This is a genomic window from Coleofasciculus sp. B1-GNL1-01 (assembly GCF_040220235.1).
In the GTDB taxonomy this organism is placed as follows: domain Bacteria; phylum Cyanobacteriota; class Cyanobacteriia; order Cyanobacteriales; family Coleofasciculaceae; genus Coleofasciculus.
In genome coordinates this window covers 12,374-26,804 of record NZ_JAVJTO010000050.1, presented here as the reverse complement: position 1 = coordinate 26,804, position 14,431 = coordinate 12,374, and the positions used below count along the sequence as shown (strand labels likewise).

Here is a 14,431-nt window from a genome sequence, read left to right as displayed (position 1 = left end):
CTTTGAGCCAACATTTTGCTGAACGTTAGGACTAATAACCAGCCACTTGAGTGAATGACAACAATTTATTTATCATCCCTTATTTTACTGCGAAAGGGGACCGGCTTCTAAAAGCCGAACATCAACATCCACATCACTACCTGCTGCTTCTTTCAGCTCAGGCGCAAACTCTGTTCCTTTAATTCTTAATCCCAATTCAAACAAAATGTCTGCCATATCATCTTTAGCAACTTTACCATCATTAATCAGGGAAAAGCGCCGTTCGAGTTCTTCAAAAACATACGATCTCAGGCTTCTAATGTCCTCTTGGAGTTTTTCGCGAGTTTCTGAGAGTTCGTTATGCAAATTATTGGTTTGTTTTTCTAAACTATTATCCAGGGATTCCAGATTTCCGGAAAACTTTTTGTTGACCATATCGATGGTTTGCCGAATCTCTGAATTATCGTTTTGAACTGTCATATTCAGCGACTTCAGTTTTTTCTCCAGGGAATCTACAGCGGCTCGTAGCTCTGTCGCATAGACAGTCTTGGTTTGCTCGATGCGATCGCGCATTTCTTGCTGGATCAATGCCAGATTCGACTCAATTTTGTCAATTCGGCTATCGTACTCTCGGAGTTGAGCGCCGAAGATGATATCTCGGATCTGGTCAATATTGCCTAGGCGCTCGCGCATTTGTTCTTTACTGATTTCTGCCATACTTTTCCCTCTCACTTGGTTAAACGTCTAGTCGGCTCAACTTGATAGGTTGGTTGTAAATATCCTCCGATCAGGGGGTGACACTACTATAACACTGCTGTTGGCGCTAAAAGATAAGTTAGAATCCTTTCAGGTAGAGTCTTTCCTAGTGAGTCAGTTATTGGATTGGCGGGTTGTCTCATCTATTTTATTGCCATCCCTATTTTTATCGAGTTTACCGATTGTTTTCTTAGATTACCAATTCAGCTAAAAAGACTTGACAAATTTAAATTTATATGCAAAGCAAGGGTACGACATTTCGTACCCTTGCGATGGTGTATATTAGTGGATCAATTTCGATTGACTACGGTTGTGACGACGATAAAGGTACATCAACAGGCGTATTCTGAGATGCGAGTGACTCACCCACCAGATTGCTAAGTCCCGCCGCATTCAAAAGGTTGACCCACTGATTCGCCACCTCCGAATCACTCGGATAATTGCGGCGCAGTTCAACAAGCTGTGCTAGAGTATCTTGCCACAGTTGTGCCTCAGCATAGAGTTCCACTTTTTTTGTCGGGGATGCCTGCGCTAACTGAGTTTCTAGGGTAGGAGCGATCGCTACCCGTCTCACCCATCCTTCAACCACCAGATCATTAGAGCGTTCGTCCTCAGGTGGACAGAGAATCGAGAACGTCCAACGATAATCTTCACCCACCGCCAAGGGTGATAAGCTAACGTCCTGAGGTAGATTTAATGTGATGATTCCTGACTTGCCATTGGTACGGAATTTGCTTTGATAAACGAGATTTCCCTCGCTATCCTCCAGAACAAACTCCACAGGTAAGGGTGTACTGGGATCGGGTGAGGCTGGTAGGTAGACAAAAAAGCTGGGATAAGCCGCAACCGTTGTACCAAAGCGATCGCTCGGCATTAAAGCCGTTAACGGTTTACCGACAACAGGGCAATTAACTCCAGAACTTCGGGTTGCCCCTCCTTCGACACGATTCGCCGAGCCAATTCCCCTTGGCGGTTCATATTTGTTAGTTGTCCAGGTTTGGGGGATTCCCTGAGCCTGGACTATTTGGGGGCTGTGGATCAGGGCAAACCCTGCGGCAAATAGCGCCAGCTTTATCCCCACAGCGAGAGAAAATCGATAAAAAGGACGTCGCTTATGTACCATGACAGTGACTCAGTGATTAGTTCGGATTGGTTCTGGCACCCTGAGCTACTGGTTCTTCGACAATTTGCTCGAGTTCGACTGAACGGAGCAATTGGCTCCACGCCGCCTTCAAACCCTGATCATTGGGGCGATCGCGACGTAGTTCCACTAAGGTATTCAACGTTTCATACCAAAGTCGCTCACTGGCGTAGATAGCCACTCGCTGTTCCGGCGTTGCTTGTTGGATGCGGCGTACCAGACTGGCATCAGGTTCCACCCGCTCGAACGCACCATCGACATATACATCACCGGATGGTTCTTGAGTATTACAAATCAGCCTTAACGTCCACTTATATGTCTGATCCGTCTCTGGAGGAAGGACACTACTCTCTAAGTTAGGCAACGTTAAGCTCATAATACCGGGAGCGCCGACCACATATTGTTTGTCATCTCCCTGAGAATCTTGTCCGGTGTAATGGTCGAAGGCATACTTCGTCGAATAAATTTCCTCACCCTTGGCATTACGCACCATTAACTCTACTCCCCAAGCTGTGTTTTGCGGTAGATACCAAGAGAGAGTCGGATACTCAGCGATGGTTTTTCCAATCCCGGACTCAGGCACCAATGCGATCGGCACTTGACCGGGTTTAGGGTTTGCAATACAAGGTCCTCTTGTACCACCACCTTCTCTATTGCCTGGAATCGCTGGACCTTGACTGTCTGGCGGCGTGAATTCCCATTCGGTTGGGATATCACGGCTGAGGGATGAACCCCCTAACTGGGCTTGTACTCCAGCGGGAAGATTAGCCACCAGTCCTAGGGTTAGCGCTAAAGCGACTGTAAAACGGGATGAATGTGTAAACCAAGCCATAATAATTTAGAACTCCTTCTTAATCAGAGTCTTTCAAAGTTTTTGGAAAAATCTGTCTGAGCAGACACTTAACCTTCCTACAAAAGGGATGATAATTGCAGAATTTTCAGGGTTCTCGTCGAATAATTTGCCTGAATAGTTCTATTCTAGCTTGAGATAGGGAGGGAGCTGAAACCTGGGGTTGGACTCTTATCTGAATCTTTATGTTAGTTTTTCCCTATCTTTGTATTGGTTGTTTTATTCAACAGAATTAGCTCCTGAGTTAGACAACGATTCAGTTAAAGCAGCACTCCTGTCTGGATTTAATTGCTCAGAAAGACTTTGTAAGCCAACTGAGTGCAATAACTTGTTCCACGCGGTTTGCACGTTGCGATCATTGGGAAAATCCTGATGGAGTTCTACCAAGGTGTCTAACGTGTCATACCAGAGCAATTCCTTGGCATAGAGTGCCACTCGTTCTTGAGGCGTTGCCTGTTGAGTCCGCATTTTTAGCGTTAGACTCGGTTCAACTCGCTTAATCCCACCACCCACAACCATATCTGCTGAACGATCCAGGGCGTCGCAAACCAATGCTAATTGCCAGTAATAGAGCTGATTTGTTTTCAGGGGAGTAAGATTAGCAGAGGCAGGAATCGCTAAACTCATAATTCTCGGCATCTGTGTTTCCCCTGTCGCCGACTGCTCCAAGGAATACTTAACCTGGTAAATTTCTTCATCATTAGCATTTTTCAGTACAAACTCGACTGCCGATGCTGTTGTTGATGGCATATACCAGAATAGTTTGGGATATTCCTCTAGGGTTTTGCCGATCAATGATTCTGGAACTAGGGCAATTAGTGATTGATTATTCGGCGTACAATTCTCTGGACTTCGCGTTCCACCAGCTTCTCGATTCACGGGAATCGGCTCAGGTGTTGAACTGTCTGGAGTTCTGAATTCCCACTGAGTCGGTAGTTCAGCACCCAGAGAGGTCATCCTAACCGGGGTTGGCACTTGAGCGACTAGCTTGGTAGCTAATCCTAGCATCAAAGCTATTGTTAAGAATGTTAGGTGTGATAAGCGGGTGAAGCAAGCCATAATTCAGATATATGCTCGTAGAACCGAGTCTTTAGTATATAGATGTTAGAGCAGAAGCCAAGGTTCCAGACTCAGGTTAGTTTCTGTCAGACATAATCACCTTTTTAGCTCAGACAAGCATCTACCTTGAGGGAAATGTTGCTGAATTAAGAGTTTGTCGTAAACGCTGCCAGTCATGCTAGCCGACTTTTGGTCTGACTACGACCCCTGGTTATATCAGTACCATTGTCTTAAGTTGTTAATATTTTAACGTTAGACATGGGTAATCCCGGAACGTTGTTTCCACTCTTATCTAAATCTTCATCACTCTTAAAGCCAATTCCTGATTTCCATGCTTCTATCGCCTGAAAATTTAAATCTTTTGTAAAGATATAGCTATTCTCACTTGAGTGAAATACATGAATTCCTGCGAGATGGGGAATTCGCCCTTGTCCTCCTAGGTGACAAGGACTAGAGAAACTGGGCATCCAATGTTCCAGACTTGCTATGGCGCGTCTAGAAGCAGGGGGAACAGAAATTAGAGCTTATCCGAGTAGAATCATATCTAACCCGACAGACTTCAGTAGCTTGTCCCAAGCCGCAATCACAGCCGGATCATTCGGGCGATCGCGCTGGAGTTTCACCAACGTCCCTAATGCTTCATACCACAGTCGTTCCTTTGCGTAAAGTACCACACGCTCCTCAGGTGGTGCTTGCTGTAGGCGACGGCTTAGAGTATGGTCAATTGACACTCGCCGGATTGTGCCTGCCAGATAAACATCACCGGATGGATCATTGGGGTTACAGATTATTTTTACAGTCCAGTCATACTTCTGATCCTCTTTCAGTGGCAGAGAGCTACCCGTTAATCTCGGTATGGTTAAACTGAGTATACCGGGCGTGCCAACAACCAATTGGTCATCTTGTCCCTGATAATCGTTTGAGGTGCCACGGGCAAAGGCATACTTGGTCGAGTAAATTTCCTGACTATCACGATCTGTTAACTTAAACTCCATGCCCCAAGCCCTTGTCCGGGGTAGATACCAAAAGATGGTGGGATACTCCGCCAGTGTTTGTCCCATACCAGAGGCGGGTACTAAGGCAATGGGATAACTGCTGAGGCAACCCGCAAACGGTAAATTACTGCTATCTTGTAGACCTGAATCACCAGAATTAGGCAGTGGCGCGGATTCCCATTGATCGGGTAACTGAGAACTGATCGAGGCATTGCTTAACTGCGCTTGTACCCGAACTGGCTCTTTCAGGCTCAACCCCACGATTAAAAGCAATGTTACTAAAGCGGTTATGGCTAGTTTGTGGGGGAAAAAACGGATGAGTTTCATAATACATACAAAATTATTTTTGTCAATAAAATTATTGAATGAAAACGGCTACCCAATAACAACCAATGTTCAAATGTGCGATCGCACATTTAAAATATTGCAGATGCACGCCCGGAGCATCCGGCTAAATGGGGAGGGTATTGACACCACCTGAGTATAGATGGCGACGCTGAAATCTAAATCTTGATATAGACTGATCATGATTCCTAATCCTGATTCCTCTGTGTCACCTAAATTGAAATCGTTCCACACCATTCGACCGATTGGGGCGGCTGCCCTACAGGGTATTGCTTTTTGGGGAGAAAAATTGATTGCCATCGATGCCACGAGTGGCTATCTGTTGCAAATCAACCCCCAAACTGACGATACCAAAATTTTGAATTCCTCGCCGGATCTCGATTTTGCCGATGCGACGGGTTTAGCCGTCGTGGGGGATACGCTGTGGTTGACGCGGAAAGAAAGTGTATACTATTGCCAACTCAACGGCGATCTTCAGCTTCAGCATTTCCTGACATTACCCTACACCGCCAATGGTGTTGCACTCAAGGACTCGACGGTCTATATCACCTGTCAAAAAATGGGGTATATTCTGATTTACAGTCGGGATACCGGGCAGGAGATTACCCGCTTATATGCCCCAGGAATTGGCATGGAGAACATTACGGTGCGGGATGAGGAACTTTGGGTCTCGGATCAGGAAGAACAGACCGTGTATTGCCTTGATCGCGCCACAGGAAATATTATCTTCAGCGTCTTAACTCCTTTTGAGAATCCCACGGGTTTAACCTTCTACCGAAACCCGCAAACGAATCAGGAGATTCTCTATGTCGCCTATGCAAGCGAAGAACCCTACATCCGCGATAATCCTAACGCTCAACCCAACCACGAACTACAGTATCGCGATCGCACGTTTATTCATCCCCTCTCCTTTCACTACAATGCCGAGGAACGCTATGCTCTCTCCAATGGCTATTTAATCGAAATGTCTTACGTTGAGGAACTCTCTCCCTTAGACGACGTAGCCTTGCAGGACATAGAATGGCGCATCGCCTTACCCTCAGAAACCGCACGTCAAAAAATCCGCGCCATTGAAGCCGTTGGGATTCCCTTCACCGAAGAAATCCAAGGCAATCAGCGGGTGGCGGTGTTTAAATTTGATGCCCTCGCCCCCGGAGAACGGCATTTATTTGGCTGGAAGGCGCTTCTAGAAGTTTGGAGTATCAAATATCGGATTACACCCAGAGATTTAGAAAATACGCCAGAATTGCCAGCCGAATTCAAAACTCGCTACTTAGTGGATGATGACGAGTTAGCCATGGATACCGAAATCATCCGCCGCGCCGCCCTTGACGCCGCTGGTCGAGAAACGAATGTATTGCGGCAAATGTATAGTATTCGCAATTATGTCTATGACCAACTCGCTTATGGAATCAAACCCCATATCGATACCCCAGATGTGGTGTTAGCGCGAGGAATTGGGTCTTGTGGGGAGTATCTCGGTGTCTTATTAGCCCTATCCCGTCTCAGTGGAATTGCCTGTCGTACCGTTGGTCGTTACAAATGTCCCGCCCATCCCGATCAACGAGACATTCCCTTACAACCTGATTTTAATCATGTTTGGATGGAATTTTACTTACCAGGATTTGGTTGGGTTCCCATGGAATCTAATCCCGATGATACTCGCGAAGGTGGCCCTTACCCGACTCGATTTTTTATGGGATTGGCTTGGTATCATGTAGAAATTGGTAAAGGAATTACGTTTGAAACCCTGACCAGTAAAGGTGTTCCCGTTAACAAGGAAGAGGTTTCGATTGGGGATCTGGCGATTAATCATGTCCGGTTCAAAATTCTCGAAGAATTACCGCCTTTGGGGGGAGAGTTTTGAGGAATGTAGGGGCGGGTTTCACTATTATCGTTTTGGGTTCATCCAAATGTGACTAAACCCGCCCCGACTGAACCTTCGCTGCACTCAAGGACATGGTTTTGATACCCTGTTTTTCTACGAATGACAAATGACCAATGACGAATGACCAATGACGAATATGAACGTTATTCCAGCTATTGATATACTCGAAGGTCGCTGTGTACGGTTATACCAAGGCGACTATGAACAATCGCAAGTTTATAATGAAAACCCGGTGGAGGTGGCGAAACAATGGGTTGACCAAGGGGCGAGTCGGTTACATCTGGTGGATTTAGATGGGGCGAAAGCGGGACATCCGGTTAATACCAAAACCATCGAAGCCATTGTCCAAGCGGTATCGGTTCCCGTAGAAGTTGGGGGCGGATTGCGCGACAAGGAAGGGGTTAGTCAACTGCTTTCTGTTGGGGTTCAGTATGCGATTCTGGGAACGGCGGCGGTTGAAGATCATCCCTTGGTCGAACACCTGTGTTCTGAGTTTCCCGATCGCATTATTGTTGGTATCGATGCGCGAAATGGACAGGTTGCAACACGGGGATGGCTAGAAACCTCAGAAATTACCGCGACTCAACTAGCACAGCAAATGGCTAATTTGGGTGTATCGGCAATTATTTATACAGACATTCACCGGGATGGTACACTCACCGGACCCAACCGCGACGCCTTGCGAGAAGTAGCCAGCCATGTCTCGATTCCGGTGATTGCGTCTGGGGGTGTCAGTTCGATTACAGACTTATTAAGTTTACTGGCATTGGAACCCCTAGGCGTGATTGGTGCGATCGTGGGTCGCGCCCTGTATACGGGTGATGTTTCCCTCAAAGAAGCGATTCAAGCGGTGGGACAAGGGCGTCTTCAGGATATTCCCCCCGACTTGGGATCGTCTTCATTAGCTTGAGGGAAACAGGGAACTGGTAACTGGTAACTGATAACTGATAACTGAGGATAAAGGTGGCGGTTACTAGGGCTAATAGGAAACAATAGATCAGGAGAAACCATTTTTTTCCTAACTGAACCCTGACTCCTCAATAAATGATCCCAGATGTCTGCCAAAGTTATCCTTACAGTCATCACCGGAAGTCTCAAAGGTGAGAACTTTGAATTTTGCGATCGCACGACTTGTATTCTAGGTCGCGCCAAAGATTGCCATCCCCGACTCCCTAATGATCGGTATCACAAGACTATCTCACGCTATCACTGTTTGCTGGATATCAATCCTCCTGATATCCGTATTCGTGACTTCGGTAGTCTCCACGGCACTTATGTTAATGGTAAGATTATCGGCAAACGTCATCGATATCAAACGCCAACCGAAGGGGCTAGGATACAGTTTCCAGAGTACGACTTAAAGAATGGCGACGAAATTAAGCTTCGCCATACGGTATTGCGCGTCAAAATTGAAGGGGTAAACCACAGTGACGTGAACTCCTCTGAATCACAAACAATTTGTGTTGATCCCAGTGAGAAACCTCTCTTACCCCGTGAAAGTGGCTTAAAAAGCGCTTCGACGACGTTAGGGTGTGACTCTTATCTACCTAAGATTCGCGGCTACACAACGCTGAAACGATTAGGTCAAGGGGGATTAGGAACAGTCTATTTAGCCCATCATGACCGAACTGAGGAATTAGTCGCCCTCAAAATCATGCGATCGCACAACAGGCGTCCCAGTGATGCGATCAGGCAATTCCTGATGGAGATTGACAAAACCAAAGCCTTACAACACCCTAATATCGTTAAACTCCGGGAACTTGGTTACGACCAGGATTCCTTTTTTTTTACCATGGATTATTGTAATGGTGGCAGTGTTCTGGATTTAATGCAGCAACGCGGCGGCAAATTGTCGGTTAATGAAGCCATGTCAATTACGCTGCAAGTCTTGGATGGGTTAGACTATGCCCACACTATCCAATTACCTAATATTACCCTAGCCCAGAGTGGTAATATTCAAGTCCAAGGATTAGTACACCGTGATCTGAAACCGGGGAATATCTTTCTTGCCAATCTGGGATTAGGGCGTCTTGCCAAAGTTGCTGATTATGGATTGGCTAAGGCGTTTGATTTGGCAGGATTGAGTGGGTTGTCTCGCAGTGGTCAATATGCGGGAAGTCCTGCTTTTATGCCCCGACAACAGGTTATTGATTTTAAGTATAGTAAACCCGATGTTGATGTTTGGGCAACAGCGGCTTGTTTGTACTATATGTTAACGGGTAGATTACCTCGCGATTTTGGTAATAACGATCCATTCTGGGTTGTATTGCAAACCAAACCTGTACCGATTCGTCAACGAGATGCTGGAATTCCCAAGGGACTAGCGGAGGTAATTGATTTAGCGCTTACCGATAATCCTCAGATATATTTTAAGAGTGCTGCTGCTTTTAAACGGGCGTTGGAAAATGAATTATGACTGATGTAGAGACTGGGAAACCGTGGGATGAACCAACAGGATTTTAAACCCAGCCACTGATTTCAGAATCCGTTAAAATTTTCCCCAACTTCAGAGATTCGCTTTTCGTCGCTTGTAAAAGATGTTTCATCATAACAGGTTCACCCGCATCAGCCGCAATAAACGCCGCATTTAAGGCAATATTACGGATATTTCCCCCCGCCATATTTAGTTTGCCCAACTTTTTCATATCTAAGTTCTTTGTCGGCGTTTCTTTTGGGAAAATGCGCTGCCAAATCTCGGTTCGTTCTGGGGCGTTGGGAAAGGGAAACTTCACCGAAAAATTAATCCGACGCATAAACGCTTGATCTAAGGCGTCGAGCAGATTTGTCGTCAAAATCGCTAATCCCTGATAGGCTTCCATCCGTTGCAATAAATAACTCACTTCCACATTCGCATGGCGGTCATGGGAGTCTTTCACTTGCGTTCGTTTACCAAACAAAGCATCCGCTTCATCAAACAATAAAATTGCCCCACTGGTTTCCGCTGCATCAAAGATTCGCCGCAGATTCTTCTCCGTTTCACCAATATATTTACTCACCACTGCACTCAAATCAATCCGATAAAGGTCAAGGCGCAATTCCTTTGCCAATACGTCCGCCGCCATAGTTTTTCCAGTTCCACTCGGTCCGGAAAAAAGAGCGCTAATCCCTAAACCGCGTCCTCCTTTTCCCGCAAATCCCCACTCATGATAAACTTTTGCTCGTTGGCGCACATGAGTTGAAATTTCATGTAATGTATTTTTTTCCCGTTCTGGTAGAATCAACTCTTCCCAAGTCGCTACAGCATCAATCCGTTGCGCCAAATCATCTAAACGGGGACGCGCTTGAACTTTACAGAAATCCCATAAATGAGTTTGCAGGGGAGATAAATTATGTTCTATTTTGGGTTGAGTCTTTTGAGTTTTCGATGAGCGACGACGGGTTGAGGATGAAGATGTTTTGGCTGGTTCTTTATCGGTTTGTTTGTCTTCCTGTGGTTTATCCGTTGATGTGGACGTATAGTCACTACTATTCAGCGATAAACAGGCAGCTTGAATAGTTGCCGCATCCAGATTAAATTGAGAAACGATGGTATCAAGTTGTCCATTCAGTTCTGTTGTCAGTGAACCGAGATGGAATTTCCAGATATCTCGTTGTTCAGCATGACTCAGTTGACCCACCTCTAAAGTAATCATCGGGCGTTGATGTTGCGGTTGTCGTTCCTGGGTGCTGAAAATTAATGGCACTTCTAATTGTTCAACAAACTCAGCAATTGCCCATTCTCGCCGAGGATCACCTTGAGTCATCTCATCAGCATTCAGGAACAAGAAACTGTGGTTTAATAAAGTTTCCCGGAAACACCGTTGCATCAACTGATACAGTTCATTGGGATTAAAGGGAAGAACAGAGGCTGATATCATCTGAAGATTCCAGCCTAATGCACTACAGGCGACAGTAGCAATAGATTGCTTTGCCCCTATATCTGAACCACATAACTGAACAACGGGATCGTCAAAATTTGCCAGTGGTTTAGACCAAGTGGCGATAAGTTTGTCAGCAATTTCTTGATACGAAGGGGGAAGAGGAGTGGAAGATGAAGGCGGTACAGGTAAAAGGATACCTGCCAATTCCTTATCTACGCAAGGTTCACTCAACAGATAACAGAGAATGCGCCGATTAATGCGTAGAGGTGATTGAGTAAAGAATAATCCTTCCACCCTTTCAATCAGTTCCCAGTAGTGTAAGGGAGATTGGGAGGAAAGAATGCTCAGATCAGACTGGTGAAACGTAGATAAGGCTAGATTCAGCGTCGGATAATTTTGTTTAGGATTGCCGTTAATTTTGGCACATAAGACTTCAAACTCACTATCCAACTCCATGCCAACGCATAATAAGAGGATATAGCGGTCAAATTGGGAGAGGTGAAATAAAGCGCAGAGTTTATCTAATACTGGCGGTGCATAGTCGAGAATCGTTGCGGCATCTGGGGCTAACGTTGTTTCCAATTTGGCTAAGTTGGGCTGATTTTGCTGGTAAGCGAGGTAATCTTCCAAAACCTGTCGGACTTGATTAACGGCTATCTGGAGATAGTGAAAGTTGGCTTGATACCAGGTGATGGGTGTGGGACTATCCATATAGGTTTATAGGTTTTAATGGTGTTAAAGTTTATCGTTTGTTGAGAGCGTGAAAACGGGTAATACTCAAGTGGGTTGGGAAGAGCGATTCCCTCCGGGATAGCTATAGCCCTTCGGGCATGGCTACGCTAACGCTTACCGCCAAACTCAACAGTCTCTCCCCTTGCTCCCGTTTGCTGGCTCTTATGTTAAAACATATTTCCGGTTGAATTCGGTTTAGACAAAATAGTTTATAATCTAGCCAACACCTCAAGATGTCTTGGGTCAAGCCGCTGTCCAGCGTTTTCTGGGAACGGGCTAGGCATTGGCTGATCAGACCATCACCCAGGATTCTTGAGGAAATCGGCTCCAATCCTTACATTATCGGGCAACTGAGGCGGCATCATGGAGTATAAACCCGTACAAAAGAAAAATTCCTCCTGGACTCCAACCCCAGTACAGAAAAAGGGTAAGAGTCCCGGTAAAATGGGACATTTTTCGATTCAACCCAAGTCAAACCCGTCATCTACCCCATCCCCAGAAATCGGGGAATACTCCAGAGCATCAGCTGATAGACTCACCGCCAATGTAATGCGAGGAATCCAAGCTAAGGAGCAGGAGCAAGCCGAAGGGTCAACGCTACAGCGTAAATCTGAATCGCCCTGGGCACCCACGTTTGATCCACCCCCACCCTTACCACAAAGCCCAGCTTCCAAATTAAAAGGTGCTTTTGCCCCAGTATCACAGAACCCGATTCAACGCCAATGTGCTGATTGTGCCAACCAAGAGCAGGAACAGGCGGGGGAAGCCGGGAAAGACTTAAAGGAAATTGGCATTCAAACCAAGTTGACGGTAGGAGCGCCAGGAGATCCCTACGAGCAAGAAGCTGACCGAGTAGCGTCTCAGGTGATGTCCATGTCAGCCCCTGCGGATAGTTCAGCATCAGTTCAGCGTCAGTTGGACACCAATCACCCCCATCACCCCCATCAGATATGGAAACGAGCGCAATCCATTAAACCCGTGGTGCACAGGCAAATTGATCCGCGTGTGCAGATGCGCCAGATGATACAACGGGCGCATCAAATAGATGGAAATCAAGCATCTGGGGATTTAGAGAATCGTTTAAATGCGTCTAAGGGTGGAGGTTCTCCGTTATCCGAGGACGTGAGAAGGTTTATGGAACCGCGCTTTGGGGCAGATTTTAGTGGAGTGCGGGTGCATACGGGTGGTGAAGCGGTGCAGATGAATCAGGAGTTGGGCGCACAGGCGTTTACTCATGGGAGTGATGTTTATTTTGGGGCAGGGAAATCGCCGGGAAATAATGAGTTGACGGCGCATGAGTTGACTCATGTTGTGCAGCAGACGGGTGTTGTGCAGAGGAAGAATAAACAAGAACAGATCCAACCTAGCCTTTTGCATGGCATCGCACCCAAGAGTCAAGTTTTGGGTCATCTACAAGCTATGCAGGAGCGATTAAATATTGATGGAGCTTTGTACCGTAAAGAAATTGCTCAATTCCAGCAGACCCATTCAACTGAACAGATTCTTGAGAAACAGCGACAACTCTTGCCAACTCAAAATGGAAGTATAACTCAGACAGGTGATAACTCTAAAATTTTTCGAGCTTGTGGGGATAGTAATGCGGCTGGCAAAATCACTCATAAAACAAAATTTAATGCACCAGATGGCTCTCCAAATTCACGAACGGTTGTTGGTGTAGGTGAAGAGGTTAAATTTCAAGCACCGAGTGCAGGGAAGTGGACGGCATCAGCTGGGACTCCTGTAACTTTGCCTAACGGAAATACGTTTAATTGGACTGCCCCCAATAGAGCTGCATCCGTGAAAATAAAGTTTGAGCTAGGTGGTAAAGAATCCTCAGTCTCGATGAATGTCATAGAACCCAATGGTATCACCGGAACCAAGACAAGTGAAGATACTTACCCTGCGGGTACTCAGGGTGCTGGTATGCGCCTAAACTTTAATTTTCACCCCAAGAAAGTGTCTTTCGGAAATGCTTTCATCAAAGAGATTCCTGGTCCAGCTACTAATATATCGGGATACTTCAAGCCTTACCCTCCTGCTAGTTTGTATCACCATCCGAATCCTAATTTTGTCCCGATTGCACAGGATAATACACTTGGTACATTACGAGACCACGCGGCTTTCTCTGGCCACCCTGCACCATGGAAAAAAGGTGGATTCAAGTGGGATATTCCAAACCATTTTAGGGTTAAAGGTGAAGGGGGTAATGGAAAGAAATTTACAACCGTAACCCAAGCCTTTTCGATATCAGGCTCGGATGGTACTTCCAAGGTCAAAAAAGCTGGTGAAAGTGTCGAAAGGACTCCGTGATGAATGTTTGCTTAGAATTTTTTGCGCGTTACACGCTTATTATCCTTAGTGTGACTATGCTGGTTATATGTCAAACTGAGGGTCAAAATCAGGCGGCTGATCCCTCACTGCCAGAAAATGGAGAAGAAACGATGAAAGAACAAAATACAAAGATAGATACTGTCCAGCTACAAATTACCGCTGAACCGTTGGAGTTCTCCATATCGGAGATACAAAACTTCAAGATTTCTCTTACTGCTACCAACCAGAGTGACGAAGTCACAAATCCAGAACTTCATCTGGTAAAGCTTTTCATCAATGGTGAGCAATCTATGGCATGGAATTTAGCAATTAGTAATGGTCTACGAGAAGAGAAGTGGTTTGCTCTCCCTGCTGGTGATAGAGTTTCAATGAGTTGGTCAATGGGTCAGTCTTTGTTTCCAACGCCTGGTGAGTACACATTAGTACCTAGCTACAAAGACAAAGAGCTAGAGCCCATTCAAGTCCATGTACTTCCTTAAGTAATAGATGACACGG

Annotated in this window: 13 protein-coding genes; 5 read left to right on the top strand and 8 right to left on the bottom strand. The window is 45.9% G+C overall.

Annotated elements, in window-relative coordinates; all coding sequences use genetic code 11:
• Positions 1-84: 84 nt before the first annotated feature.
• From RID53_RS12090 to RID53_RS12060, 7 genes are all read right to left on the bottom strand, one after another.
• On the bottom strand, positions 85-696 hold the full coding sequence (locus tag RID53_RS12090) for a hypothetical protein (RefSeq protein WP_446388341.1): 612 nt from the start codon (positions 694-696) through the stop codon (positions 85-87).
• Between the two features lie 343 nt (positions 697-1,039).
• A complete protein-coding gene (locus RID53_RS12085; RefSeq protein WP_446388340.1) occupies positions 1,040-1,858 on the bottom strand; it encodes a DUF928 domain-containing protein in 819 nt (272 codons plus the stop codon).
• A 16-nt stretch (positions 1,859-1,874) separates the two neighbouring features.
• Complete coding sequence (locus RID53_RS12080; RefSeq protein ID WP_446388339.1) at positions 1,875-2,708, bottom strand: DUF928 domain-containing protein; 834 nt, start codon at positions 2,706-2,708, stop codon at positions 1,875-1,877.
• A gap of 237 nt (positions 2,709-2,945) precedes the next feature.
• Positions 2,946-3,734 carry a DUF928 domain-containing protein gene (locus tag RID53_RS12075; protein ID WP_446388338.1) on the bottom strand — a complete coding sequence of 263 codons (789 nt, stop codon included), beginning with the start codon at positions 3,732-3,734 and terminating at the stop codon, positions 2,946-2,948.
• 281 nt (positions 3,735-4,015) lie between these two features.
• A complete protein-coding gene (locus tag RID53_RS12070; RefSeq protein ID WP_446388337.1) occupies positions 4,016-4,252 on the bottom strand; it encodes a hypothetical protein in 237 nt (78 codons plus the stop codon).
• Positions 4,253-4,309: 57 nt separating this feature from the next.
• Positions 4,310-5,107 (bottom strand): DUF928 domain-containing protein, encoded by a 798-nt coding sequence (locus RID53_RS12065; protein ID WP_446388336.1) that lies wholly within the window; start codon positions 5,105-5,107, stop codon positions 4,310-4,312.
• 69 nt (positions 5,108-5,176) lie between these two features.
• Positions 5,177-5,308, bottom strand: coding sequence for a hypothetical protein (locus RID53_RS12060; protein WP_446388335.1), 132 nt, complete (start codon positions 5,306-5,308; stop codon positions 5,177-5,179).
• Between RID53_RS12060 and RID53_RS12055 the strand changes: the two genes are divergently transcribed.
• The 3 genes from RID53_RS12055 (at position 5,307) to RID53_RS12045 (ending at position 9,429) form a co-directional block, all read left to right on the top strand.
• A complete protein-coding gene (locus RID53_RS12055) occupies positions 5,307-6,992 on the top strand; it encodes a transglutaminase domain-containing protein (RefSeq protein ID WP_446388334.1) in 1,686 nt (561 codons plus the stop codon). The genes RID53_RS12060 and RID53_RS12055 overlap by 2 nt on opposite strands.
• A gap of 157 nt (positions 6,993-7,149) precedes the next feature.
• Positions 7,150-7,923, top strand: a complete 774-nt coding sequence (hisA, locus tag RID53_RS12050) for a 1-(5-phosphoribosyl)-5-[(5-phosphoribosylamino)methylideneamino]imidazole-4-carboxamide isomerase (protein ID WP_446388365.1) — start codon at positions 7,150-7,152, stop codon at positions 7,921-7,923.
• A 144-nt stretch (positions 7,924-8,067) separates the two neighbouring features.
• Positions 8,068-9,429: a protein kinase domain-containing protein gene (locus RID53_RS12045; RefSeq protein ID WP_446388333.1), complete on the top strand. Its 1,362-nt coding sequence runs from the start codon at positions 8,068-8,070 to the stop codon at positions 9,427-9,429.
• A gap of 43 nt (positions 9,430-9,472) precedes the next feature.
• Here RID53_RS12045 and RID53_RS12040 read toward each other — a convergent pair whose 3' ends face one another.
• Complete coding sequence (locus RID53_RS12040) at positions 9,473-11,584, bottom strand: ATP-binding protein (RefSeq protein ID WP_446388332.1); 2,112 nt, start codon at positions 11,582-11,584, stop codon at positions 9,473-9,475.
• 384 nt (positions 11,585-11,968) lie between these two features.
• On the opposite strand from RID53_RS12040, the gene RID53_RS12035 reads away from it, so the two are divergent.
• Together RID53_RS12035 and RID53_RS12030 are read left to right on the top strand one after the other, a co-directional pair.
• Positions 11,969-13,915, top strand: coding sequence for an eCIS core domain-containing protein (locus RID53_RS12035; protein ID WP_446388331.1), 1,947 nt, complete (start codon positions 11,969-11,971; stop codon positions 13,913-13,915).
• Positions 13,915-14,415, top strand: coding sequence for a hypothetical protein (locus tag RID53_RS12030; RefSeq protein WP_446388330.1), 501 nt, complete (start codon positions 13,915-13,917; stop codon positions 14,413-14,415). The genes RID53_RS12035 and RID53_RS12030 overlap by 1 nt, the downstream gene beginning before the upstream one ends.
• Positions 14,416-14,431: the final 16 nt, after the last annotated feature.

Excerpts from the sequence above, each read along its gene's own strand:
- RID53_RS12090 (WP_446388341.1), bottom strand. The coding sequence starts at position 696 with ATGGCAGAAATCAGTAAAGAACAAATGCGCGAGCGCCTAGGCAATATT.
- RID53_RS12085 (WP_446388340.1), bottom strand. The coding sequence starts at position 1,858 with ATGGTACATAAGCGACGTCCTTTTTATCGATTTTCTCTCGCTGTGGGG.
- RID53_RS12080 (WP_446388339.1), bottom strand. The coding sequence starts at position 2,708 with ATGGCTTGGTTTACACATTCATCCCGTTTTACAGTCGCTTTAGCGCTA.
- RID53_RS12075 (WP_446388338.1), bottom strand. The coding sequence starts at position 3,734 with ATGCTAGGATTAGCTACCAAGCTAGTCGCTCAAGTGCCAACCCCGGTT.
- RID53_RS12070 (WP_446388337.1), bottom strand. The coding sequence starts at position 4,252 with ATGCCCAGTTTCTCTAGTCCTTGTCACCTAGGAGGACAAGGGCGAATT.
- RID53_RS12065 (WP_446388336.1), bottom strand. The coding sequence starts at position 5,107 with ATGAAACTCATCCGTTTTTTCCCCCACAAACTAGCCATAACCGCTTTA.
- RID53_RS12055 (WP_446388334.1), top strand. The coding sequence starts at position 5,307 with ATGATTCCTAATCCTGATTCCTCTGTGTCACCTAAATTGAAATCGTTC.
- RID53_RS12060 (WP_446388335.1), bottom strand. The coding sequence starts at position 5,308 with ATGATCAGTCTATATCAAGATTTAGATTTCAGCGTCGCCATCTATACT.
- hisA (WP_446388365.1), top strand. The coding sequence starts at position 7,150 with ATGAACGTTATTCCAGCTATTGATATACTCGAAGGTCGCTGTGTACGG.
- RID53_RS12045 (WP_446388333.1), top strand. The coding sequence starts at position 8,068 with ATGTCTGCCAAAGTTATCCTTACAGTCATCACCGGAAGTCTCAAAGGT.
- RID53_RS12040 (WP_446388332.1), bottom strand. The coding sequence starts at position 11,584 with ATGGATAGTCCCACACCCATCACCTGGTATCAAGCCAACTTTCACTAT.
- RID53_RS12035 (WP_446388331.1), top strand. The coding sequence starts at position 11,969 with ATGGAGTATAAACCCGTACAAAAGAAAAATTCCTCCTGGACTCCAACC.
- RID53_RS12030 (WP_446388330.1), top strand. The coding sequence starts at position 13,915 with ATGAATGTTTGCTTAGAATTTTTTGCGCGTTACACGCTTATTATCCTT.